This window comes from Aquimarina sp. MAR_2010_214, from assembly GCF_002846555.1.
GTDB lineage: Bacteria > Bacteroidota > Bacteroidia > Flavobacteriales > Flavobacteriaceae > Aquimarina.
The window spans coordinates 5,145,259-5,168,581 of the sequence record NZ_PJMS01000001.1 but is presented as its reverse complement, the minus strand read 5'-3'; the positions used below and the strand labels follow the sequence as shown (position 1 = coordinate 5,168,581).

Sequence of the window (23,323 nt, the reverse complement as noted above, 5' to 3'; positions counted from 1 at the left end):
CTTTTTTCTTACTCGTATGTTTCACGGATTACAAAAATCCGCGCTATCGGGCTTTATTATACAGGTTTAGACATTACCAAAATTATTTTAACAATAAAATATAAAGCAAAAATAATACTTAAAGAGTTAAGTATAATCCATTTGTTTTTTTGAGCCAATTCTTTATTATTATAAATCAAATTAAAACTTTTAATTGAGAAAAATACAGATAAAAGTATCGACGGATAAAAAATAAATAATGTTGTCCAACTCAAAAACTTTCTATAATAATTATCATCAATAAAATCACGCAATAGGTATGTCAAAATCACTAATATGAAAAATAATAATGATAGATACGTGTTTCTTTTTAGTTTAGTTTCCATTAAATCCTTTTTTAATTGCTCTTTGGTCAGCTTTACTATCTCTAAATGTTTCATTAGCTTGTGAACCTATTCTTACTTCTCCATAAGAGAATCCTGACATTCCCATTGCTTTTCCCCACATATAATTACCAGCATCATATAAATTATAAATGTTGTTCGTATTACCAAGTCTAAAAAAACCAGCTCCATCATTATAAGTTGTACTTGATCTATTTCTCCCCGTATTAAGTGAAGGGTTTTCAATTAAATCCGCTAAATATTGTTCCGCAAAATCAAAATCCCCATGTCCTTTATTTCTAGCAGAAAATAAACTCCACATATAATAAACTCCACTTTGAGGACCACCTCTTTTTGAAAGCCATCTTTGCATTATAAGGCCTCTATTCATTATTTCTTCATTCATTTGTTCTGTGGAAACTGAATAGAATAATCGATCACCTCTCCTATATGTTCCTGTTATATATGGCTTATCTACTCCTTCAGAATCGTGAAAAGACAATTCGTTTCCATCTTCATCAAAAAATCTATTTGGATCATTATTCTTAACAACATTCGTAACAACCCCTTCAGAATTAACTGTGATATCATCCTGAGGATTTGTTTCTTCTTCATTCTTTGAGTTTCCACTACCATACTGCTTCCTTAAATTAAGGAATGCAACTTTAGCATCTTCACCTGTATATGTAGTTCCATTTTCAGTTTGTTCAACTGATGCCCCACTAGGATCAGCCCAAAACACAGGATTATTATCAAAACCGTTATATGTAGAATTAGAATAATGAGTAACAGGATCTATAGAAGTCCATCGAGCTATGGCAGGATCATATTGTCGAAGATCCATTTCATAAAGGTTCAGGTCTAAACTTTCAGTAAATTCTATACCATTAAACCCATAGTTATGTTTGCTACCATTCACAGCGAAGTTGTATCCTTTGTGTTCGAGCCCAAAGGGGTAGTAGTTTTTCTCTTCTATAATCTCACTTTGAGTAATAGAACCGTTCTTATCAGCATCTTTATAAGACAATCTGATATTGCCTAAATGATCTTTAAACTGATATACATACTTATATCCATCTGCTTCTTTTTCTACATAACCTTCTGCATGGTTAAAGAACTCAAGAGTACCATTTTTATAGATGTAATTCCCGGCATACTCTGTTGTTAATGAACTTCCTTCTGTTGTGATCTTTTTTAATTTCACTCCAGTGGCATCGTAAATATAGGTAATATTTCCATTATGAGAAGCATTATTTATAGTAACTGTTTTAGGGAGATTTAAATGATTGTAGGTAATCCCTGTAATCCCCTTGTTTTGATCTTTGATCATGTTACCATTAACTGCATAGCCTATGCAAAAAAACAAAAATCGGCATCCTTTTTTGCTCGGTATAGTTCACTGGAAGCAAAATTTTAAAGAACGTTTTCGGTATCATTTACCTGTCACAAAAGTACTAAAATAAAAAGTAGGTTTTCTATCGCCAGCCGTATGATCAAAGCTATGTTACATAATCCTTATTATACCCGCACTTCCCAAAGTCAGGGGCTATAACAGGGTTTATATAAAATAGCCACGCACCGACTGCTATTATTGAAGATTTTAACCTCTAACAAGCTATTTTTAGGAGAGATATTATAGTATTATACACATATAATCGTGTCGTAGACCTGATTTCAAGCGTTGTGGGGTCATTCAATCGCCATTAAGGCTAGTATTTTAATAAAAAGCGGAAGACCAGCCACTACAGCCACCGCATTCCATTTTTTATTAAAATAGTCTTCCGTTCCGAGTAAGAACGATTAATCTTAAAGCTGAAGAGCGCAACGGCAGTTGCTGCTGACCTTCAGCTTTAAGATTAATCATAGCCATCTGGCGATTGAAGATAAGCTGCATGCATGCAGAACAGGGCGTAGCCATAGCGTAGTGGAGCAACCGACGCACAAAAAGAGTCCCGTAGGGCGATTGTGCGCCAGACGATTTTTATGTGTTCTTCTTTATCAGATATAAATTTCCACATAAATAATCGGCTAGGTTGCGACTAAGCGGCGTAGCCCATGAAGCAGCGGTTTTATATATATAAACTCATAGCGTTAGCGTTCCTTAATCATACAAAAAGAGAACTGCGGGTGATAGAGGAAGGAGTCCCGCGAAGACCAGTAATAATTACTGACGACCAAAGGTGAGGAAGTAATTATGGTGCGATAGCAACTGGCGAAGCAGGGAACGAGTGACGAAGGAACACCTTATAACAGCTTATGGGCAAAGCATTTTTCTTGCTGCGCCCATAATAATATTCCGACCGTAGGGAATCACTTGGCTATTATACTACTTGTAAGATAAAAGTAAGATTTGTGATAACCAATAAATACTATCTTCATGGTTTTTGTCTGATAGGGTTAATTGATGTATTGCTGCGGCTAAGGAACTTTGTAAATAACTTAATTCCTCTTTGTCGGTAATGATGATTTCTATTTTCATAAGGATGGTTTTTGTGATGCTTAATTTATTGGATGGAAGTTGTTAATGATTTCGTGTAGGTTTTCAAGGTCGTCTTGTAAGTATCTTTCTGTAGAACTGATGTAACGATGTCCTGCCATATACTGTACTTGTCGAAGGTTATTCTTAGCGAACCAATTTACAATAACACTTGATCGTATTTGACCATAACTTTTTACACTACGATTGTAGTTTCTTAAAGTTTTGATGATTCTTCCCGTAATACTGTGAATAAGGTTTAGGCTTCCATAAAATAATTGTTCTTCATTAGCTGCATTGTTTCGTTTTGATAAATATGCTCTAGTCTTGGTAGTATATTCCATCAGTTCCATGATCTGTGATGGTTGTAGTTTTAAGGTTCTTCTATTACTTCTTCGAGTAGATGGGATGTGTATTTTACCTCTGGTAAGTTCTAGGTGTTCTTCCTTTAATTGATAGAGTTCTACTGCTGTAACACCTTGATATACCATTAATCCAACTATTACCTTATCTCGTTGTTTGGTTGCTCTAAAAAAGGTATCGTGATGTTCGATATCGTAAGAATAATATAGATCTTCCAACTCTTCCTCACTTAAAATATCTTTGATGATACTTTTACGGGTTCCTCGTATGGTTAGATTCTCTGCTGGGTTTTCAACTACTTCATTCTTCTCAATGAGCATATCATAATATAATTTGACTGCTCGTAACTCTAGATTAATGGATTGGCGTTTGTATTTTTTGCTTTCTTTTAAATAAGTTACATAGGTTAATAGATTTTTATACGTTACTCGTTCTATTTTAATACTATAAGATTTTGTCCAGTCTTCATACCGTTTAACACGTAAAATATTGATTACAATAGTATTCTCGCTATACTGGTGCTTTTCTAAATAGGTTCTGTAATTCATAAGTTTATATTTTTAACTCTTCAAGGATATGGGTGTATACTTGTGTGGATTCTAAACTACTGTGTCCTAAGAACTGGCTGATCGCTTCTATGGGCACTTCACGCTCTAGTAGATGTGTAGCTATACTATGTCTTAGTTTATGAGGTGTAATCTTTTTTTCTATGAGTTCTTCATTTTCTGTCGCTTTGATAATAGCCCGTAAGCGTAGCTTAAAACTCTGACCACCCATTCTACCACCTTGATGATTGATAAACAAGGCTTCATTCTCACTAGCTTTGTAATACTTTGCACGAGATTCGTATATATAATCTTCCAGTATGCGCAAGTTATACCCATTGATAGGCACGTAACGCTCTTTATAATTTTTGCCTTGTCGTACAAAAAGTCTTTCTTTATCAAAAAGTACATCTGCTAGATCAAGGTGTACTGCTTCATTTCTTCTAAGCCCACAACTGTAGAGTACTACCAAGATTGCTTTATCTCTAAGCCGTATATGCTCATAAGGGTTACTGTATTGTGTAGCTTTAAAAAGTTGTTTGATTTCTGATTCTGTGACAATATCGGATGCGTGTAATTTATCAGTCTTTTCAAAATGTAAGTGTATGGATATTCCTTTATGACTGTGCTTTTTTAAATACGTATTGAACCGTTTTAATGCACTTAAATGACCATTTATATAATTCTTGCTTAATGCCCCTGCTGTATTTTGGTTAGGTCTTTCTTTTAAGTAATCAAAGTATTGGATAACGTTTGCTCTGGTAACTTGATTAATGTGTTTTATGTGCTGTTGTTCTAACCAATAAAAGAACTCTTGCAGATAAATGGGCGAGTATTTTACAGTGGCAACACTATATCCTAATATATCCAACCATTGTTTAAATTCAGGCAATAAAGCTTTATAGCTAGAGTTTTCTAACTTTAATTTTTTCATCGGTATGTGTTTTTTAAGATTCTTTAGCGAGAAGTAGTTAATAAGCTGTATTTCTTCTCTTTATCTTCGCAAGTAGATAGGTTGCGAGTTATTTGCGGTTCGCGAGTTTATGATAAGTTAAGTTCGATTTGTTGTATGCAACCTTTTAAAGCATTATCAATACTGGCTTTAAGCCAATCATACTCTCGCATGTCTGTGATTTCAAAACAATAACTCTTGGTTTTCTTCTTCTTTATACGTTTTATATAACCTTCTTCCTGTAGTTGTTTGTGATAGCCACGTAATGTGCTTTCTTTGATGTGTAGTTGCTTGCGTATTTCAGCATTAGTAAAAGTGGTTTGTCCTGATTCTTTTAGATAGGTTTTTAATCGTTCCAGATGGTTTCGGGCTGCTCCTGTAATTAAATCACTTTTACGTAGTAATACTTCTTTGATAATTTCGTTAGCTTCTTCGATATCTTCAAGTGTAGTTTCTATATACATCTCGCCTGTTTCTTTATCTGTTCTCTTTTTACGTTGCCATTGTTTGTAAAAGGTAATGGCTTCTATAAACTGCAAGTAATGACTATTAGTTCTTCTAGGTTTAAATACGGATGCAGGCAGCGTTAAGTATTCTGCATACGGGTTTCGTACTGATATTATATTTAACGATCGTTGTACACTTCGTAAAAAACGTGCGGATTCAAATTCTTCTTTAACATTTCGTTTGCCTGCTGAGAGTAATCGTTGATATTCCATAATCTTTTTATCCTGTTCTTCTGATTCATCGATGTATAATAAGAAGCTTCTATTACTATTATCTTCGTAAATAGATTCTTGAGTAGTACAGCCTGCAACACATACAGGGCCTTCTACGGTTAGATGTATGGTTTTGGTTGTTCCTTTTCGATCTTTATGTACCACCGTTTTGGTAATTCTCTTTTTGGATTGTAATTCTCGTAATGGATAGAGTACACTTTCTGCTCCGTCTAAATCTTCTATAAGTATCAGTTTGTTTCGTAATTCTGTACGATTGAAGTAGTAAAAAGCATTTTCTGATAATACGGTAATTTCTACTTTTTCATGATCTGGGATGAGTTCGGCTACTTTACTTTGTAAATGTGTTTTCCCTGATCCAGAAGTTCCTAAACTTATACAATGCAAAGGGTTATAACTTTTACGACTGGTAAAGATCAGGTACATTAATAATCGATTGGTTTCTTCTCCGATTACACCGCTTTGTTCAATCAGTTCATTGGTTTTGGTAAGTAGGTCTTTTGATTTTAAGAACTTCTCTGCGGTTTGCTGTTCTTTTTTTGATAACTCTTTGATTGGGATTTCGTTTTCATCAATATCAAGTTGACTTAATCGGTATTGTTCTAGTTCATTGGTTAATTCTTGTAATGTATTACGAACAACACTTGTACCGATTTCTATACGTTCTGCTACTTTTCTAACCAGTTTCTCTACTTGGTTATCATTGTATAAATCTACATTGTGACGTAGTTTGGTTTCTGATTTCACTTTATTAATTCCTAGTGTAACCCGTAACGCTTCTAAATGATTGAGTTTGATACCGCCTAAGATTGATATTTCTAAGTGTCTTGTGGTATACTGGTAATGGTTTGGATTGGTCGTATTGAGCATTTTTATATATTTAGTACTTAAAAGTACTCAAATATATAAAATATTTGATATAAAAAACTAAAAAATGATATCAATAGTACATTTAGATACTTTTTTACTTTAAATGAGTATTTTTGTTTTGATGAAAATTGGAAGCAAAATAAAAGAGTTACGTGAAAATAAAAACATTTCTCAACGAGAGCTAGCTGACTCTATTAGCATGAATCAATCTCAATATTCAAAAATTGAGAGAGACATTGTTGATCCTAGAATTTCTACTATTGAAAAAATATCAAAAGCTTTAAATATAAATTTATCAGATTTATTTTTTTCTTATCAAGCTACCAACAATGATGATAATTTAAAAGAAAATATACGACTTCTAGAAAAGCTTTCTAATGAAGAAAAAAAATCAATTTTTGACTTAGTAAAAAAATTAGTAGCGAAAAAATAACCATTTGTGAATAACTTTTGTTAGTTACTTAAAAGTCAGATTTCATACTTAAAAGTAATACTTTCAAACTGTAATGGCTTGGATTAGGAACATTTTTAAAAATATTTATGACAACTAATTAGATACTAAGACACCATTTTCAGTTTTATTTTGTGAACTTTTTAGTTTTTGAAGAATCGATTTAATTTCTATATGTTTTTTGATATAGACCCCTTTATTACTAAACATAAAATTAAGTCTATCCAATAAATAACAACTATGTTCCTTCAGACTCTAGATTCTTTTTTCACACTATAAATAAGCCACATGCATTTTTAATATCAAAAACGCAATATTTATTTTCAACTAGCTTAAAAACAATTGATTATACATATATTTTAACACTTTTCTAAACCCTTTTTTTGATCAAATTACATTTTTGTATGTAAAAATGTAGCCGTTAAATGCTGCATAAAACATAAAAACAGCTACAAACTTAATGCCTGTAACTGCTTCTTATATTTATTACTTACCGTACCGCTACGAAGTCAGGAGACATTCGTAGAGCAGTGCTACCATTACCATTACTACAACCAAACAAAACAAAGACCAATATGCACGATATATTGCAGAAGTTATCTATAACGATACTAATATGTCTGATTATTTGATTGAAAAAAACGTAGCTAAATTATACAAAGAATAAAGCTCTATACTTTAAAAACAAAAAAAATCCACAACATTACTGCTGTGGATTTTTTATACTATTACACCCCTTTAAGCATCACGCTAAGTCAGGAGACTTTGCGGAGCTCGGGGTTGGGTTTTTCTGATTTATTATATATTTCCAGTTTCTTTCTGTAGGATTCCAATAATTACGATTCATACTAAAATCTTCATAAGAGATTTCAGATTTATCTAAATCACAAAACAAAAAAGTGTATTCATCAAAATCAGGCTTATTTTCTTTTAATTTAACTTCAAAATAAAAAGGATCCGTCCATTGTTCAGTAATATTTTCTATTCCCCAAATCATAATACCAGATATAGACAACTTATTGCCTTCTGATTTAATCCTTGTTAATAGACTATCATCGATCCACTTTTTTGAATCCCAATCATTATCAGGTTTTAATAATACATCCAAAAGACCTCCTAATAAAAATGAGCTATCACCTAGTATTTCATTATAATACTCTAAATCTGAGTCTAAGTTTTCAATATTACTTATATTACTCTGTAATTCAGAAATTAACATCAATTCTATTTCTTCTAATCGTTTCATTTATCTATTCTCTAGATGTTTTTCTATTGATTTTATTAAATCTTGTTCAGCTCCCTGCCTCTGTCCATGAGCTCGATCTCGTCCTAAACGTGAAGTAACCTTAATTCTTCTTTGGACGCTTAACTTAAGTTCTTTCAACAATATCTTTAATTCATCTTTAGTATATTTAGAAAGATCTCTTATTTTAGGTAATGTTCCATGAACTTTACCCGTAGCATCTAAAGAGGGAAGAGGATTTTTTACCTTTAGTTTCCTTAGGTTTAATATATTTTTCGTACTCTTTGCTGCTTTAGCAACTTTTAAAGACCCACTTGGCCCTGGGGCTATCCCTGTCATCGGGGCAATTCCTATTGAATTTCCACTTGGATCAACAAAAAAATATCCATCATCAGATTTTCTTCTACCAAACAACCAAGGTATATTATCTTGTGCTTCTGCAAAAAGCTTATCAAAACCATCCATATCTCCTATAGAAGAAGCAATCTTTTCTCCTCCATAAAAGGCTAGATCTATATTTCCACTATTTGAAGAATCATCTCCACCTCCATCAACAATAGCTTCATCTAAAATTTCAATATGATTCGTTTCGCTATCTTTTACATCATCATAAAGATCTCCAGCATCATCAGGGCAAGCTATTTGATTACCGTTTGCATCAAGGCAATATCCGCCATCTGGATCAAAGGAGGTAATAGGATTATTACCCATTGCCAGATAAGGAGACATAAATTGTTCGTACGGATCTGTTGTCACAAACCTACCAATTGTAGCGTCATAGTGTCTAAGTTCAAACTCATACATATTATAACCTAGGCTTTGGTTTAATTCTTGACCTTGGAATTTATAATTATGTTTTCTACCATTTGTAGTAAAGTTGTATCCTTTATGTTGTAGTCCAAAGGGGTAGTAGTTTTTCTCTTCTATAATCTCACTTTGAGTAATAGAACCGTTCTTATCAGCATCTTTATAAGACAATCTGATATTGCCTAAATGGTCACCATTTACGCCCAAAAATAAATTTTGCGGTCACATTTTTCCCAGACACCTGTTAAAACTGCTAAAAAAAAAGAACGTCCTACCTATCATCTATCTGTCTGCTATGCTAAAATAATAATTTAGAGTGTACTTGCATTACAGTATTCTGTATTTGTTACTTCTAATGCCAGCCGCATGATCAAAGCTATCTTTACATAATCCTTATTATACCCGCACTTCCGTTGTCAGGGTCTATAACAGGGTTTATATAAAATAGCCGCGCACCGACTACTACACTTAAAGATTTTGACTTCTAACAAGCTATTTTTAGGAGAGATATATAGTATTATACACATATAATCGTGTCGTAGACGTGATTCTAAGCATTGTGGGGTCATTCAATCGCCATTAAGGCTAGTATTTTAATAAAAAGCGGAAGACCTACTACATCAGCCACCGCATTCCACTTTTTCTTAAAATATTTTCCGTTTGAGTAAGATCGATTGATCTTGAAGCTGAAGTGCGCAAAGGCTGTAAGTGTAGTGCTTCAGCTTCAAGATTGATCATAGCTATCTGGCGATTGAAGATGCCTGCGTGGCGAACGCAGAAGACAAAGGCGTAGCCAAAGCGTAGTGGAGCAACCGACACACAAAAAGGAACGTAGTGGTTTTGTGTGCCAGACGATTTTTATGTTTTCTTATTTATCACAATATTAACTTCCACATAAATAATCGGCTAGGTTGCGACTAAGCGGCGTAGCCCATGAAGTAGCGGTTTTGCTTAATTTAGTATTTAGCGATAGCGTACCTTATTGTTTTTAAGCAAAAAAGTAGCTGCGGGTGATGGAGGAAGGAGTCCCGCGAAGACCAGTAATAATTGCTGACGACCGAAGGCGAGGAAGTGATTATGGTGCGATAGCAACTGGCGAAGCAGGGAACGAGTGACGAAGGAACTCCTTATAACAGCTTATGGGCAAAGACTTTTTTGTCTGCGCCCATAATAATATGCCGACCGTAGGGAGTCACTTGATTATTATACTACTCGTAAGATAAAAGTAAGATTTGTGATAACCAATAAATACTATCTTCATGGTTTTTTTCTGATATGGCTAATTGATGTATTGCTGCGGCTAAGGAACTTTGTAAATAATTTAATTCCTCTTTGTCGGTAATGATAAGTTCTATTTTCATAAGGATGGGTTTTGTAGTTTAATTTGCTTAATGTATTGGATGGAACTGGTTAATAGCTTCGTGGAGGCTTTCCAGATTGTTTTGTTTATAGGATTCTGTAGAACCGATGTGTTTATGTCCTGCCAGATATTGAACTTTACGGATATTGTATTGGCCTAACCAATTACAGATTACAGAGGCTCGTAATTGATTTACATTAATGACTTTATGATTGATCTTTTTTAACCTTTTTAAGATTCCTATTCGTAACATATCATTAAAGCACTTTTGTGGGATTAATAATTCTTGATTGTGCAGATCGTTGTTTTTGGCTATTTGTGGTCGGATTTGGTCTAGATATTCGATAAAATCAATGATTTGCCAAGGTTTTAATTCTATTTCTCTGGCATTGCTCCTACGGGTTGCAGGAACATAGATTTTACCTTTTTTTAATTGTACATCTTCTAAGTTTAGGCTTTTTAGATGGGTAGCATTTAAACCTTGATATACGATTAGCCCAACAATAATTTTATTACGTTTTGCTGCATATTTAGCAAAGCCGTTAGCGTTCCTATTAAACTTCTCGGTTTCATAACTGTAGTATAAATCTTCTAGTTCGTCTGGCTCTAAAAGATTGTGCAACATCTTTTTTACAGTGCCTTTTACAGATACATCTTCTAATGGGTTTTCGCTTCGCTCTGCTCTCTCTATCAGGTAATCAAAATAGTTTCTAATTGTTACCAAGTGGTTATTGATCGTTTGGGGTTTGATCTTTTTTTGTTGTAGGTATTTGATGTATTTCATACAGGTTTTATAATCGATTTCGCTTGCTGTAATCCTTCGCTTTTTAAGCCATCCCGTAAATTCTGTAATACGTTTTAGATAATGTACTATTGTGGTCTTACTATAATTTTCTTGGTGTAAATACTCTCGATATTCCATTAGTTTTCTTTTAAAATATGTGTATAGATTTGTGTGGATTCTAGGCTACTATGTCCTAAAAACTGTTGTATATCCTCGATCTTCATGCCTGCTTGTAAAAAGTGGGTAGCGATACTGTGGCGTAATGCGTGTGGTGTGATCTTCTTTTCGAGTAGTATTCTATCTTCTGTAGCTTTTATAATCTGTTTTAAATCGTTTTCTAAAGTAGCTCCACTCATTTTGATACTATGTTCGGTAATAAAAACATAGTTGCTTTCACTGGATTTATTAAACTCCATTCTTTTATCATATATATAATCTTCCAGGATATTTAGATTGTATAAATTGATTGGGATAAAACGTTCTTTATAGTTTTTACCTTTTCTGACGTAGATTCGTTCTTTATCAAAAAGGATATCTGATATTTCTATGTTCAACACTTCATTTCTTCGCATACCACAACTGTACAAACAGACTAATACTGCTTTTTGTCTTGCCCTAAATCTTGGTAATGGATTGCTGTAACTCGTTGCCATAAACAAGTCTTTGATTTCTTCTTGCGATACTATATTTAGCTTTTCTGCTATAGTTTCCTTTTCCCTTTTGATGGGTAGATTAAAGGGTTTTGCATTGTGCTTTTTTAAGTATTCCCTAAACTTGTGTAAGGATTGCAGGTGATTATTAAGATAGATATTGCTTAGTCCGCCACCTCTTGTCTTATTGGGTCGTTGTTTTAAATGGTTGTAGTAATTCCTGATATGATGATCTTGTATATAATCAATATGAGTAATATCGTTTTGCTCTAACCAGTAGAAGAACTCACAGAGTTGTGCAGGATAGTTCTTTTGCATGGCATCACTATAGCCTAAGATATCTAACCATTCACTAAAATTGGTCAATAGAGTTCTATAGCTAGCATTTTGTAGCTTACTTTTTTTCATAGGGTATGTGTTTTTTGTGATTTTGTAGCGAGTAGTAGTTAATTAACTGACTTTCTTACTTTTGGATTCGCAACTAGGTGACTTGCGGGTTGGTTGCGGGGTTGCGAGTTGTATCTGTAGTATGCAACTCTTTAAAGCATTGTCAATACTGGATTTGAGCCAATCATATTCCTTCATATCGGTGATTTCAAAGCAATAACTTTTGGTCTTTTTATGCCTCATTCTTTTTATATATCCTTCTTCCTGTAGTTGTTTGTGATAGCCTCGTAATGTACTTTCTTTAAGATGTAGCTGCTTTCTGATTTCGGCATTAGTAAATGTTGTCTGGTTATTTTCTTTTAAATAAGTTTTAAGCTTTTCTAAATGATTTCTGGCTGCTCCTGTGATGGTATCACTTTTATGTAATAATACGTCTTTGATGATTTCGTTGGCTTCTTCTATATCTTGGGTAGTAGTTTCTATATATTCTTCGCCTGTATTTTGATCATATTGTTTTTCTCTTTGGTACTGTTTATAGAAGGTAATGGCTTCAATGAATTGTAGATAGTGAGTGTTAGTCCTTCTTGGTTTAAATACTGATTGTGGCAGTTCTAAAAACTCTGCATAGGGATTGATGATTTTAACAGGTTGTAATAACATTTGTACATTCTGTAACATGTTTTTTGCTTTGAGTTCTTCATCGATATTTACTTTTCCTGCGCTAATCAATCGTTGATAATACATGATCTTTTGATCTTGTTCTTTTGATTCATCGATGTATAAAAGGAAGCTCCTGTTGCTGTTATCTTCGTAGATAGATTCCTGTGTGGTACAACCTGCAACACTTACAGGGCCTTCTACAGTTAGATGTATCGTTTTGGTAGTTCCTTTTCTGTCTTTATGAACTACCGTTTTTGTTATTCTTCGTTTGGATTGTAATTCTCTAAGTGGATAGAGTACAGATTCTGCTCCGTCTAAATCTTCTATAAGTATAAGTTTGTTTCGTAGTTCTGTACGGTTGAAGTAGTAAAAAGCATTTTCTGATAATACGGTAATTTCTACTTTTTCGTGATCGGGTATAAGTTCGGCTACTTTGGATTGTAAATGTGTTTTCCCTGATCCAGAAGTTCCTAAACTTATACAATGCAATGGGTTATAGCTTTTACGACTTGTAAAGATTAGATACATTAATAATCTGTTGGTTTCTTCTCCGATTACACCACTTTGTTCAATCAATTCATTGGTTTTAGTGAGTAAATCAGTTGATTTTAAGAACTTAATTGTATTCTTTTCTTCTGTACTTGATAGTTCTTTGATTGGGATTTCGTTTTCATCAATATCAAGTTGACTTAATCGGTATTGTTCTAGTTCATTGGTTAATTCTTGTAATGTATTACGAACAACACTTGTACCTATTTCTATACGTTCTGCTACTTTTCTAACCAGTTTCTCTACTTGGTTATCATTGTATAAATCTACATTGTGACGTAGTTTGGTTTCTGATTTCACTTTATTAATTCCTAGTGTAACCCGTAACGCTTCTAAATGATTCAGTTTGATACCACCCAGAATATAGATTTCTAAGTGCTTTGTTGTGTATTCGTAATTATTCGGGTTAGTAGTATTTAACATTGCTAAAAAAGTTTGAAAATATATTTGACAACTAATTAGGTGCTAAGATACCAATTTAGTTTTATTATGCAAACTTTATAGTTTTTGAAGAACCGATTTAGTTTCTATATATTTGCTTATTAGTAATAATCAAGGTTTAAAACCCTTATAGAGTTTCTTTTTATGAATTTTGGAAGTATTGTTGTAGAACTTAGAAAAGAACAAAGTATATCACAAACAGACTTGGCTACTAAGCTTGGTATTCATAAAAATGTATTAGGTAGATATGAACGTAATGAAGTATTACCCTCTATTGAGATTGCTCGTAAAATAGCCGATATACTTGATGTAAGCCTAGATTACCTTACTGGTAAAGCTGATGTACAGATGGATAAACATACTCGTGACCGTATTTTAGAAGTTTCTAAATTTGAAGAAGAAGATAAAGAACATATATTTTCTGTTATAGATGCTTTTATTGCTAAACGTAAGATTCAATCTATTTTATAAATAATAACAATATTCCTACAAAATAGAACCTATCTATTTATATTATATATAATGAGCATGCATTTTTGACCTTAAAAATGTAGTGTTATTTCATAAACAACTATAATACAGTTTATTACAACGGTATTTTGATGCTTTTTTGACCTCCTTTTTTGACCAAATTACATTTTCATGTATAAAAATGTAGTACTTTTAATGCTATGTTTAATTATAAAGCCAGAGTTGTTAGGTGGATCGATGGTGATACCCTGCAAGTAGAGATCGATTTAGGGTTCTATGTACAGACCACACAAAAGATAAGATTGGCTCGTATTGATGCCCCAGAGATGCATGATACTGTAGCATACAGAGAAAGACAAGCAAAACACGCCAGAGCAGTAGCCAGAAAGTTCTGCCCAGAGGGTGCGATCGTGACCATTACTACGACCAAACAAAACAAAGACCAATATGCTCGATACATTGCAGAAGTGATCTATAACGACACCAATATGTCTGATTACCTTATTGATAAAAACGTAGCCAAATTATACAAAAAATAAAGCTCTATACTTTATAAAACAAAAAATCCACAACATTGCTGCTGTGGATTTATAATATTAATATACTGCTTTAAGCATCACGTCAAGTCAGGAGGCTTTGCGAAGCATTCGTTTTTATTTAATCACTCTTCGGAAAGCGGGGGAATTATTCTATGATTGCTCCTTTATCTGGAAGTAATTCACCTCTAAGAAAGTCAAATGTAAAGCAATTATCATTTCTGTATTTCTTCTGTGTTGGTATACCTCGATCATCTACAGGTAGTTTATTAGAAAATCTAAATTTTGTAGGATCTAATTTGTTTTCTATAATTATAGATTTATCATTAACAATATCCCATTTAAAATTCTCATTATTCCAACAGCCTGCTAAACCATCTCCCATTGAAGCAATACCACTTATATCTAATTTTATATAATTATCATTAGGAACTGAAGAATGCTTCCCGTCTATTATATATCTTATCTTACCAATATCTTTTACTGTTATACAATTTTCTTTATCTAATGAATAAATATGATAAGTATCTTTCTTGCAACTAGTAAAAAATAACACTATTAGTAATGATGTTAAAAACAACTTCATTTTTAATATTTTAATATTTGTAATTAATATTCTCCAAATCTTTGTACGGTACGATTAGAAGGTAATCTAATTCCTTCACTAGCATTTAATGCTTTACCTATTTGAAAACCTAATTTTTGAGCTAAAACACTTGGAGTTCCTTCTCCGATAGCATATGGAGCAACTAACCAAGAAGCACTTCTGTTTTGAAACGTTTCTAGTCCATCAAACCCTACTCTTGTCATACTCCAAGACAAACCTTTTCTTGCAGCAACAATACCAGCAGCTCCGTTACCAAAGTCTCTAGCTGAGCCTATCTTTCCATTACTAGCTTTACTTCCTCTATATCTATGTTGTATAGGAGTCTGACCTCCTTCTACAGCTTTTTCTATTCCTCTATCTTTCAAATCAAATTTTTCTCCTCCAGTAGCATTTACCATATAGTCAACTAATCCCGGATCATCAGCTATAATCTCATTATCAATAAAATCTTGGCCTTCAGAAGAATTAGTATCTATAACAGCACCAACTACAGCACTATCATTTTCATCAAAAAAGGAATGACTAGTTAATGATTCACCTATTACATCTCCTGTGCGGTTTCCATCTCCATCAACTACATAGATGTTATTATCTCCATCATTTGCATCACCTCCCTCAACAACTGTGTGAGTACCATCTTCATTTTTTGTCACATTTGTAGAAAACCTACCATCTGGATCAATATAACTTAGAGGATTATTAACCATCGCATTATATGGAGTAATTGAAATAAAACTTTCTGCTAACGGATCTGTATTCATCCATCTACCTAAAGCAGGATCATAGTTTCTAGCTCCAAAGTCTAACCACTCTAAACCAAGTTCGTCTTGCTCTTCCTTACCATTATATCCATAGTTATGTTTACTGCCATTCACAGCAAAATTGTAACCTTCATGTTGCAGCCCAAAAGGATAATAATTCTTCTCCTGTACGATCTCGGAAGTACTTATAGAACCATTCTTATCAGCATCTTTATAGGATAGTCTAATATTCCCTAAATGATCTTTAAACTGATATACATACTTATATCCATCTGCTTCTTTTTCTACATAACCTTCTGCATGGTTAAAGAACTCAAGAGTACCATTTTTATAGATGTAATTCCCTGTATAATCAGTTACGTAAAAAAACAAGCGGTATACCCTTTTTTTACACGGTTACCTTGCTATTGAGCAAAAAATAAGAACGTTCTACCTGTCATCTATCCCTCTGCTAAGCTAAAATAGTAATTTACTGTTAATGCCAGCCGCATAGTCAAAGCTATCTTTACATAATTGGTAGTTATAGTCGCTCTTCCTGCCGTCAGGGCCTATAACGCAACTATGTAAAATAGCCGCGCACAAGCTGCTATCATTAAAAAATCTGACTTCTAACGAGCTATTTTTACGGAAGATATTATAATATTACACCTATATAATCGTGTCGTAGACGTGATTTGGAAGGGTTTAGAGGCATTTTAGGCTGTTTTTATGCTCTTTGCGTGGCATTCAGTCGCCATTTGGCTAGTATTTTAATAAAAAGCGGAAGACCTACTACATCACCCACCGCATTCCGCTTTTTACTAAAATAGTTTACCGTCTGAGTAAGAACGATTGATCTTGAAGCTGAAGTGCGCAACTGCTGTTGCGGCTGACCTTCAGCTTCAAGATTAATCATAGCCATCTGGCGATTGAAGATAACTGCGTGTACGCAGAACAAGGCGAGAGCCTAGCGGAGAGGAGCAACCGACACACAAAAAGGAGTGTAACGGTTTTGTGTGCCAGACGATTTTTATGTTTTCAGCTTTATCAGATATTAACTTCAACATAAATAATCGGCTAGGTTGCGACCAAGCGGCGTAGCCCATGAAGTAGCGGTTTTGCTTAATTTAGTATTCAGCGATAGCGTTCTTTATCGTTTTTAAGCAAAAAAGTAGCTACGGGTGAGAGAGGAACAGAGCAAGGCTATTTGTTTGTAGTGTAAACTGACGACCGAAGATGAGGAAGTTGGAACGGTATGGAGCAAGTGCTTTTTCTGCACTTGTGGAATAACAAAAAATAGCTTGTGGCGTGACGAAGGAACACCTTATAACAGCTTATGGGCAAAGCATTTTTCTTGCTGCGCCCATAATAATATTTCGACTGTAAGGAGACACTTGGTTATTATACTACTCGTAAGATAAAAGCAAGATTTGTGATAACCAATAAATACTATCTTCATGGTTTTTTTCTGATGCACTTAACTCATGTATCGCTACGGCTAAGGAACTTTGTAAATAACTTAATTCTTCTTTGTCGGTAATGATAAGTTCTATTTTCATAAGGATGGATTTTGTAGTTTAATGTATTGGATGGAACTTGTCTATAGCTTCATGCAGACTCTCTAAATTATCTTGTTTGTAAGATTCTGTAGAGTTAATATGCCTATGTCCTGCCATTTGTTGTACTTTCCTGATATTGTATTGTCCTAACCAGTTTACAATAACACTTGCTCTGATATGAGTATTGTTAGTGACCTTTTGATTATAGGTTTTTAGCTTTTTTAAGATCGGGTGTAAAATGGTATTGAACTGTGGAGTATTTAGAGGGAACAGCTTTTCATCATTTGTACCTATGTGATCTTGCAGGATAGGTCGTATTTCTTCTATATATTCTTTGAGTTCTATAATCTGCCAGGGTTTTAAGGCTAACTTTCTCCATGCATTACGTCGAGTACTTGGGATATAGATAGTTCCTTTGCGTAAGTCTACATGCTCAACTTCTAACGATTTAAAGTTATTGCTTAATACTCCTTGGTAGACCAATAATCCTACTACCATTTTATTACGTTTTGCAGTGGCTTTGTAATAAAAATTACCCTTCCATATCTTATCGGTTTCATAACTGTAAAACAGGTCTTCGAGTTCATCACTAGTAAGCAAGTTGTGGAAGACCTTTTTACGTTCTCCTCTTACTTTAAGATCATCTGCAATATTATCTGTTCGATACCCTTGTTCTATCAGATAGGTACAATAATGTTTGATTGCCCAAATATGTCTATTGATGGTTTGGGGTTGATTCGTAGTTTTTAGGTGGTTGATATAGTTAAGTACTTGTTTGTAGGTTAGATTTTCTGGTTTGGTACGTTTTGATCTGCACCACTGTTTCAGTTTATTAATATTGTAAAGGTTGGTTTTTATGGTTTGCTCACTATGCTGTAATTCTTCTAAATAGGTATAATAATCTTTCATAATAATTCGAGTAAATGTGTGTATATCTGTGTTGATTTTAAAGAACTATGCCCCAAGAACTGTTGTATGTCTTCTATACGCATACCTTGTTGCAATAGATGGGTTGCAATACTATGCCTAAGACAATGTGGAGTAATATGTTTTTCCTTTAGGGTTTGATCATCTACAAGGGTTAATAAATGCTGTAACCTTCTGCTCATACCCTGACCGTGCATACGGTTACCATATTTATTGATAAGTAAAGCTTCTGTACCATGACTACCGTTATACATGGGGCGTGCTTCGTAGATATAATCTTCTAAGATTCGTAAGTTGTGTTTGTTGATGGGTACGTAACGTTCTTTATAGTTTTTACCTTGTCTAACAAACACACGTCCTGCATCAAAAAGGATATCACCAATATCAAGGCTAACGGCTTCTTTTCTGCGTAAACCACAACTGTATAATATAACAAGGATTGCTCTATCTCTTAATCGGGTACGCTGATACTTACTACTGTAACTGGTCACTTCAAAGAGTTGTTTGACCTCTGACTGGGTAAGGATATCTTTTATGGCACTTTCTTTCTTTTCTAAGCGAAGATGTATTTTAAAGGTTCTGGCTCCATGTTTTTTTAGGTATTCCCTGAACTTTCTAAGGGCATTTTGATGTTTGTTCAGATAGGCTTTGCTTAGTCCTCCACTTGTACGTTGGTTACTGCGTTCTCCTAAATATTTATAATAGGCTTTTACAGTATCGATAGTAATTTGTTCTAAACGTTGGATATCATGGTTTTCTAACCAATAGAAGAACTCCTGTATAAAGATGGGAGTGTAATACACTGCTTTTTCATTATAGCCTAAGATATCTAACCAGTCCTTAAAATCAGACAATAGTATCTTATAGCTATCGTTTTGTAGCTTTAATTTTTTCATACGGTATGTGTTTTTTAAGGTTTAGTGGCGAGAAGTAGTTAATTAACTAGCTTTCTTTGTTTTAACCTCGCCATTTAGGGTGTGGCGACTTGGTGGCGACTTGGTGGCGAACTGGCGGTATCGAGTCGATGCAGACAAGTATTTAATGCATTGTCTATTTGGGTTTTAAGGTTTGTATATTCATTGATATCTATAATCTCAAAACAGTAGCTTTTGGTCTTAGCTTTCTTTACCCGTTTGATATAGCCTTCTTCCAGTAATTGTGTATTGTATCTGCGTAGGGTGGTTTCTTTTACCCGTAGGTTTCTTCGGATTTCAGTATTGGTAAACGTAGTTTGAGTATTTTCTTTTAAGTAGGCTTTGAGCCTTTCTAGGTGGTTTCGTACCGCTCCTGTTATGGTATCACTTTTACGTAGTAAAACCTCTTTGATAATTTCGTTGGCTTCTTGTATATCTTCGATGGTAGTTTCTATATATTCTTCGCCCGTTTGCTTATCATATTTACGCTCTCTTTGATACTGGCAATAAAAAGTAACAGCTTCTATAAATTGTAAATAGTGGCTATTGGTTCTTCTAGGTTTAAATACAGATTCGGGAAGCTCTAAGTATTCTGCATATGGATTGATCACTTTGATAGGTTTTAAGATTCGTTGTACATCTCGTAAAAACCTAGCTGCGATAAACTCCTCTTGTTTATTTACTCGTCCCGCCGACTCGGCGCGCTGGTAGTGCATGATCTTTTTATCCTGCTCACTAGATTCATCGATATAGAGCAGGAAACTCCTGTTGCTGTTGTCCTCATAAATAGATTCCTGAGTAGTACATCCTGCAACAGATACAGGACCTTCTACAGTAAGGTGTATAGTTTTGGTTGTTCCTTTTTTGTCTTTATGAACTACTGTTTTGGTAATCCTCTTTTTAGATTGTAACTCCCGTAATGGGTAGAGTACACTTTCTGCTCCGTCCAGATCCTCGATTAAGATTAACTTGTGTTGTAATTCTGTTCTATTAAAATAGTAAAAGGCATTTGCCGATAATACTGTGATTTCTACTTTATCTTCATCAGGGATTAATTCTGCTACTTTAGATTGCAGGTGTGTTTTGCCAACTCCCGAACTACCAAGACTGATACAATGTAATGGATTTGATGTTTTACGGCTCGTAAAGATCAGGTACATTAATAATCGGTTAGTTTCTTCACCAATCACACCAGATTTACCGATGAGTTCATTGGTGTTTTTTAGTAAGTCTTTGTTTCGCAAAAAGGTTTCTGCGGCTTGCAGTTCTTTATTAGATAATGATTTAAGTACAGGAACTTCTTGCTCTTTATTAATCTGATCGATACGGTATTGCTCTAGTGCTGCGGTAAGCTCTTGGAGGCACTGCCTCACTATTGATGTACCTATTTCTATACGTTCTGCCACTTTTCTAACTAATCTCTCTATTGTATTATCATTATATAAATCAATACTATGACGCAACACATTGTGATTTTCTGGTTTCTGTATGCTTAGTGTAACTCGCATACGTTCTAGATTATTAAACTTAATACCTCCTAGAATGTGGATTTCTAACTGTTTTGTGATGTAACTGTAGTTATGTGGGTTGGTGGTGTCTAACATTGTTGAAAAGTTTTTACTAATCGTTTTCGATTACAAACATAGCGAATTTGATTTATTTAACTAATCCTTTTCGATATGTTTTTTACATGTCATAGATATTATTCGCTATATGATTTGTAGATTTGTACAGCATTATAAGTATATATAGTGCTTTTAACTAGTGTTTAGACTATGGATAGTTTTAGTAATAATCTTAAAGAGTTAAGAAGTCAAAAAGGGTTTTCACAAGAAGCTTTTGCCAAAAAGGTAGGAGTACATGTAACGAACCTTTCTAAGTATGAGCGTAATATTTCTATACCTTCTCTAGAAGTTGCCAATAGGATGGCTGATATATTAGAAGTGTCATTAGATCGATTAGTTCATGGAGAGAATAAGGCACAAACAACTATTGACGACCAAGATTTACTAAGTCTTTTTAATAAAGCACAGAACCTTTCTGATAAACAAAAAGAGACCGTAAAAGATTTTCTATCTGCATTTGTACTTAAAGCAGACCTTACTCAAAAACTAGCACAATAAAAAAACAGCCACCTATTTCTAGATGACTGTTTCTTATCATTTATTTTACTCTTACCGTTACGAAGTCAGAGACATTCGTAGAGCATCCGTTTTTATTTAATCACAAAACCTTGTTGTGATTTTGCTAGATTATTATTGTATGCTTTAAATATATTATTGATATAATTAACAATAGTTTGATCCTCTAAATCTTCTTTTTTCTCTAATAATTCTAATACTTTATTTAGAAGTGATTTAAGGTTGTTTATTTCATAGATATCATATTGATTTTTATTTTGTAACAATAAAAAAGTTGGTGTATGACTTATAGAAGCTCCAACAGCATATACACCTATTTCTTCATCAATTTTAAAATCATTATTATTTAAATTGGTGATATAGATGGTTTTAAAATACCTTGTTATATCTTCTGTCTCTTTTAAAACATCCTTAGATATTAAAAATTCAGCAATATCTTTTTTTAAATTATTTGATAAGTTAATATCACTATCCTGAGCATTAGATGTACCACTTAATACAAATAACAAGCAAATCATTTTTACAATATTCTTCATCATTTTAATTCTTTTTATTCTTTTTTAATTGTTGTATTATCTTGACTTGAATTTGCACAGGCTTAGTTTCTGTATTACCATTTGTTCTAGCCGTTTTTTCATTTTCATTTGTAGTATGTTCAATTTCGTGACCAAAAACGGAACCTAAAACCTCACTAAAGTTTAAACCATTTATTGATTCTCCTCCAACTTCGACCGTTTGGTTTTCGGTAGCATCTACAACTGCATCAATAGTTTTTTCAAATAAAACTATTTTTGACTTTAAAACTTTAACATCTCCCGTTTTTAAGTCTTGTTCAACCTCGCTGTTATTTGTTTCTCCAGCAATAACATTGCCAGTTTTCTTATCTGTCTTTATGGGTGAGTCTGAGTCTAACTCAACTTGTATTTGGGCTTCAGAAGTTACTAATTCTTGAAATTGAGCTTCTCCTTCTTCTGTTTGTCTTAGCGATCTCGCTATATTTTTATCGGTATTCGTAGCGTGTTCAGTAAAACCTCCTTTGCCATCATTTAAACTTGGGTCATAAACAAGATTACCATTTTTGTCAACCCAATCCTCTGGTCCCATACCAGTAGGGTCAGTAAATTTCAAAGGACTATTATATGAATAATTATATGGAGACCACTCATAGTAGGCTTCTGCCAATGGATCAATGTTCATCCACCTACCTAATGCAGAATCATAGTTTCTTGCTGAGAAATCTAACCATTCTAGACTAAGTTCTGATTGTTCTTCTTTCCCACCAAAACCATAATTATGATTTCTTCCTCGTAGTATACTATTATATCCAGAATGAGTCATACCGAAAGGATAATAATTCTTCTCTTCTATAATCTCACTTTGAGAGATAGAGCCATTCTTGTCAGCATCTTTATAGGATAACCTAATATTCCCCAGATGGTCTTTAAACTGGTATACATATTTATACCCATCTGCTTCTTTCTCTACATACCCTTCAGGATGGTTAAAGAACTCTAGATTACCATTTTTATAGATGTAATTACCTGTATAATCAGTTACGTAAAAAAACAAGCGGTATACCCTTTTTTTACACGGTTACCTTGCTATTGAGCAAAAAATAAGAACGTTCTACCTGTCATCTATCCCTCTGCTAAGCTAAAATAGTAATTTACTGTTAATGCCAGCCGCATAGTCAAAGCTATCTTTACATAATTGGTAGTTATAGTCGCTCTTCCTGCCGTCAGGGCCTATAACGCAACTATGTAAAATAGCCGCGCACAAGCTGCTATCATT

General features: G+C 33.8%; 25 protein-coding genes. 5 read left to right on the top strand and 20 right to left on the bottom strand.

The window, feature by feature from the left end; translation table 11 throughout:
- Window positions 1-354 precede the first annotated feature (354 nt).
- The 5 genes from ATE84_RS22120 to ATE84_RS22105 form a co-directional block, all read right to left on the bottom strand.
- A complete protein-coding gene (locus tag ATE84_RS22120; RefSeq protein ID WP_101450014.1) occupies window positions 355-1,728 on the bottom strand; it encodes an RHS repeat domain-containing protein in 1,374 nt (457 codons plus the stop codon).
- Between the two features lie 960 nt (window positions 1,729-2,688).
- Complete coding sequence (locus tag ATE84_RS26360) at window positions 2,689-2,841, bottom strand: hypothetical protein (protein ID WP_158237317.1); 153 nt, start codon at window positions 2,839-2,841, stop codon at window positions 2,689-2,691.
- A gap of 20 nt (window positions 2,842-2,861) precedes the next feature.
- Window positions 2,862-3,749 (bottom strand): tyrosine-type recombinase/integrase, encoded by an 888-nt coding sequence (locus tag ATE84_RS22115; protein ID WP_101450013.1) that lies wholly within the window; start codon window positions 3,747-3,749, stop codon window positions 2,862-2,864.
- 4 nt (window positions 3,750-3,753) lie between these two features.
- Complete coding sequence (locus tag ATE84_RS22110) at window positions 3,754-4,680, bottom strand: tyrosine-type recombinase/integrase (RefSeq protein ID WP_101450012.1); 927 nt, start codon at window positions 4,678-4,680, stop codon at window positions 3,754-3,756.
- Window positions 4,681-4,787: 107 nt separating this feature from the next.
- Entirely contained in the window at window positions 4,788-6,305 is a 1,518-nt protein-coding gene (locus ATE84_RS22105) for a hypothetical protein (protein WP_101450011.1), read from the bottom strand.
- 121 nt (window positions 6,306-6,426) lie between these two features.
- On the opposite strand from ATE84_RS22105, the gene ATE84_RS22100 reads away from it, so the two are divergent.
- Both ATE84_RS22100 and ATE84_RS26835 read left to right on the top strand, forming a co-directional pair.
- Window positions 6,427-6,738, top strand: a complete 312-nt coding sequence (locus ATE84_RS22100; RefSeq protein WP_101451183.1) for a helix-turn-helix domain-containing protein — start codon at window positions 6,427-6,429, stop codon at window positions 6,736-6,738.
- A gap of 556 nt (window positions 6,739-7,294) precedes the next feature.
- Window positions 7,295-7,423 carry a thermonuclease family protein gene (locus tag ATE84_RS26835; protein WP_101451181.1) on the top strand — a complete coding sequence of 43 codons (129 nt, stop codon included), beginning with the start codon at window positions 7,295-7,297 and terminating at the stop codon, window positions 7,421-7,423.
- Window positions 7,424-7,501: 78 nt separating this feature from the next.
- On the opposite strand, the gene ATE84_RS22090 is transcribed toward ATE84_RS26835, so the two are convergent.
- The 6 genes from ATE84_RS22090 to ATE84_RS22070 form a co-directional block, all read right to left on the bottom strand.
- Window positions 7,502-8,002, bottom strand: a complete 501-nt coding sequence (locus tag ATE84_RS22090; RefSeq protein WP_101450010.1) for a hypothetical protein — start codon at window positions 8,000-8,002, stop codon at window positions 7,502-7,504.
- Entirely contained in the window at window positions 8,003-9,013 is a 1,011-nt protein-coding gene (locus tag ATE84_RS22085; RefSeq protein WP_101450009.1) for an RHS repeat domain-containing protein, read from the bottom strand.
- A 1,001-nt stretch (window positions 9,014-10,014) separates the two neighbouring features.
- The gene (locus ATE84_RS26355; protein ID WP_158237254.1) at window positions 10,015-10,167 is read right to left on the bottom strand and encodes a hypothetical protein; all 153 of its coding nucleotides are present in this window, start codon (window positions 10,165-10,167) and stop codon (window positions 10,015-10,017) included.
- 27 nt (window positions 10,168-10,194) lie between these two features.
- On the bottom strand, window positions 10,195-11,088 hold the full coding sequence (locus tag ATE84_RS22080; protein WP_101450008.1) for a site-specific integrase: 894 nt from the start codon (window positions 11,086-11,088) through the stop codon (window positions 10,195-10,197).
- Entirely contained in the window at window positions 11,088-12,008 is a 921-nt protein-coding gene (locus ATE84_RS22075) for a tyrosine-type recombinase/integrase (RefSeq protein ID WP_101450007.1), read from the bottom strand. Before ATE84_RS22075 ends, ATE84_RS22080 begins: the two co-directional genes overlap by 1 nt.
- 42 nt (window positions 12,009-12,050) lie before the next feature.
- A complete protein-coding gene (locus tag ATE84_RS22070) occupies window positions 12,051-13,619 on the bottom strand; it encodes a hypothetical protein (RefSeq protein WP_101450006.1) in 1,569 nt (522 codons plus the stop codon).
- A gap of 162 nt (window positions 13,620-13,781) precedes the next feature.
- Here ATE84_RS22070 and ATE84_RS22065 point away from each other — a divergent pair, with 162 nt between their 5' ends.
- Both ATE84_RS22065 and ATE84_RS22060 read left to right on the top strand, forming a co-directional pair.
- The gene (locus ATE84_RS22065; RefSeq protein ID WP_101450005.1) at window positions 13,782-14,108 is read left to right on the top strand and encodes a helix-turn-helix domain-containing protein; all 327 of its coding nucleotides are present in this window, start codon (window positions 13,782-13,784) and stop codon (window positions 14,106-14,108) included.
- Between the two features lie 200 nt (window positions 14,109-14,308).
- Window positions 14,309-14,647, top strand: coding sequence for a thermonuclease family protein (locus ATE84_RS22060; RefSeq protein WP_101450004.1), 339 nt, complete (start codon window positions 14,309-14,311; stop codon window positions 14,645-14,647).
- Window positions 14,648-14,792: 145 nt separating this feature from the next.
- On the opposite strand, the gene ATE84_RS22055 is transcribed toward ATE84_RS22060, so the two are convergent.
- The 7 genes from ATE84_RS22055 to ATE84_RS22030 form a co-directional block, all read right to left on the bottom strand.
- Entirely contained in the window at window positions 14,793-15,230 is a 438-nt protein-coding gene (locus ATE84_RS22055) for a hypothetical protein (protein ID WP_101450003.1), read from the bottom strand.
- Window positions 15,231-15,253: 23 nt separating this feature from the next.
- A complete protein-coding gene (locus ATE84_RS22050) occupies window positions 15,254-16,384 on the bottom strand; it encodes an RHS repeat-associated core domain-containing protein (protein WP_101450002.1) in 1,131 nt (376 codons plus the stop codon).
- A 334-nt stretch (window positions 16,385-16,718) separates the two neighbouring features.
- A complete protein-coding gene (locus tag ATE84_RS22045) occupies window positions 16,719-16,907 on the bottom strand; it encodes a hypothetical protein (protein WP_143273594.1) in 189 nt (62 codons plus the stop codon).
- A 490-nt stretch (window positions 16,908-17,397) separates the two neighbouring features.
- Window positions 17,398-17,550, bottom strand: a complete 153-nt coding sequence (locus tag ATE84_RS26350) for a hypothetical protein (RefSeq protein WP_158237205.1) — start codon at window positions 17,548-17,550, stop codon at window positions 17,398-17,400.
- Between the two features lie 18 nt (window positions 17,551-17,568).
- Window positions 17,569-18,459: a tyrosine-type recombinase/integrase gene (locus ATE84_RS22040; RefSeq protein WP_101447343.1), complete on the bottom strand. Its 891-nt coding sequence runs from the start codon at window positions 18,457-18,459 to the stop codon at window positions 17,569-17,571.
- On the bottom strand, window positions 18,456-19,373 hold the full coding sequence (locus tag ATE84_RS22035; RefSeq protein ID WP_101447349.1) for a tyrosine-type recombinase/integrase: 918 nt from the start codon (window positions 19,371-19,373) through the stop codon (window positions 18,456-18,458). The genes ATE84_RS22040 and ATE84_RS22035 overlap by 4 nt, the downstream gene beginning before the upstream one ends.
- Before the next feature lie 74 nt (window positions 19,374-19,447).
- Entirely contained in the window at window positions 19,448-20,995 is a 1,548-nt protein-coding gene (locus ATE84_RS22030; protein WP_101447339.1) for a hypothetical protein, read from the bottom strand.
- Between the two features lie 171 nt (window positions 20,996-21,166).
- Here ATE84_RS22030 and ATE84_RS22025 point away from each other — a divergent pair, with 171 nt between their 5' ends.
- The gene (locus ATE84_RS22025; protein ID WP_101447337.1) at window positions 21,167-21,514 is read left to right on the top strand and encodes a helix-turn-helix domain-containing protein; all 348 of its coding nucleotides are present in this window, start codon (window positions 21,167-21,169) and stop codon (window positions 21,512-21,514) included.
- Between the two features lie 92 nt (window positions 21,515-21,606).
- Here the strand turns inward: ATE84_RS22025 and ATE84_RS22020 are convergent, their stop codons facing one another.
- Window positions 21,607-22,071: a hypothetical protein gene (locus tag ATE84_RS22020; RefSeq protein ID WP_101447335.1), complete on the bottom strand. Its 465-nt coding sequence runs from the start codon at window positions 22,069-22,071 to the stop codon at window positions 21,607-21,609.
- 1 nt (window position 22,072) lies between these two features.
- Window positions 22,073-23,101 carry an RHS repeat domain-containing protein gene (locus tag ATE84_RS22015; protein WP_101447347.1) on the bottom strand — a complete coding sequence of 343 codons (1,029 nt, stop codon included), beginning with the start codon at window positions 23,099-23,101 and terminating at the stop codon, window positions 22,073-22,075.
- Window positions 23,102-23,323: the final 222 nt, after the last annotated feature.

What these genes read in the sequence shown, in the direction of transcription:
- ATE84_RS26360 (WP_158237317.1), bottom strand. Translation starts at nt 2,841, where the DNA reads ATGAAAATAGAAATCATCATTACCGACAAAGAGGAATTAAGTTATTTA.
- ATE84_RS22115 (WP_101450013.1), bottom strand. Translation starts at nt 3,749, where the DNA reads ATGAATTACAGAACCTATTTAGAAAAGCACCAGTATAGCGAGAATACT.
- ATE84_RS22110 (WP_101450012.1), bottom strand. Translation starts at nt 4,680, where the DNA reads ATGAAAAAATTAAAGTTAGAAAACTCTAGCTATAAAGCTTTATTGCCT.
- ATE84_RS22105 (WP_101450011.1), bottom strand. Translation starts at nt 6,305, where the DNA reads ATGCTCAATACGACCAATCCAAACCATTACCAGTATACCACAAGACAC.
- ATE84_RS22100 (WP_101451183.1), top strand. Translation starts at nt 6,427, where the DNA reads ATGAAAATTGGAAGCAAAATAAAAGAGTTACGTGAAAATAAAAACATT.
- ATE84_RS22090 (WP_101450010.1), bottom strand. Translation starts at nt 8,002, where the DNA reads ATGAAACGATTAGAAGAAATAGAATTGATGTTAATTTCTGAATTACAG.
- ATE84_RS26355 (WP_158237254.1), bottom strand. Translation starts at nt 10,167, where the DNA reads ATGAAAATAGAACTTATCATTACCGACAAAGAGGAATTAAATTATTTA.
- ATE84_RS22080 (WP_101450008.1), bottom strand. Translation starts at nt 11,088, where the DNA reads ATGGAATATCGAGAGTATTTACACCAAGAAAATTATAGTAAGACCACA.
- ATE84_RS22075 (WP_101450007.1), bottom strand. Translation starts at nt 12,008, where the DNA reads ATGAAAAAAAGTAAGCTACAAAATGCTAGCTATAGAACTCTATTGACC.
- ATE84_RS22070 (WP_101450006.1), bottom strand. Translation starts at nt 13,619, where the DNA reads ATGTTAAATACTACTAACCCGAATAATTACGAATACACAACAAAGCAC.
- ATE84_RS22065 (WP_101450005.1), top strand. Translation starts at nt 13,782, where the DNA reads ATGAATTTTGGAAGTATTGTTGTAGAACTTAGAAAAGAACAAAGTATA.
- ATE84_RS22060 (WP_101450004.1), top strand. Translation starts at nt 14,309, where the DNA reads ATGTTTAATTATAAAGCCAGAGTTGTTAGGTGGATCGATGGTGATACC.
- ATE84_RS22055 (WP_101450003.1), bottom strand. Translation starts at nt 15,230, where the DNA reads ATGAAGTTGTTTTTAACATCATTACTAATAGTGTTATTTTTTACTAGT.
- ATE84_RS22045 (WP_143273594.1), bottom strand. Translation starts at nt 16,907, where the DNA reads ATGATTAATCTTGAAGCTGAAGGTCAGCCGCAACAGCAGTTGCGCACT.
- ATE84_RS26350 (WP_158237205.1), bottom strand. Translation starts at nt 17,550, where the DNA reads ATGAAAATAGAACTTATCATTACCGACAAAGAAGAATTAAGTTATTTA.
- ATE84_RS22040 (WP_101447343.1), bottom strand. Translation starts at nt 18,459, where the DNA reads ATGAAAGATTATTATACCTATTTAGAAGAATTACAGCATAGTGAGCAA.
- ATE84_RS22035 (WP_101447349.1), bottom strand. Translation starts at nt 19,373, where the DNA reads ATGAAAAAATTAAAGCTACAAAACGATAGCTATAAGATACTATTGTCT.
- ATE84_RS22030 (WP_101447339.1), bottom strand. Translation starts at nt 20,995, where the DNA reads ATGTTAGACACCACCAACCCACATAACTACAGTTACATCACAAAACAG.
- ATE84_RS22025 (WP_101447337.1), top strand. Translation starts at nt 21,167, where the DNA reads ATGGATAGTTTTAGTAATAATCTTAAAGAGTTAAGAAGTCAAAAAGGG.
- ATE84_RS22020 (WP_101447335.1), bottom strand. Translation starts at nt 22,071, where the DNA reads ATGATGAAGAATATTGTAAAAATGATTTGCTTGTTATTTGTATTAAGT.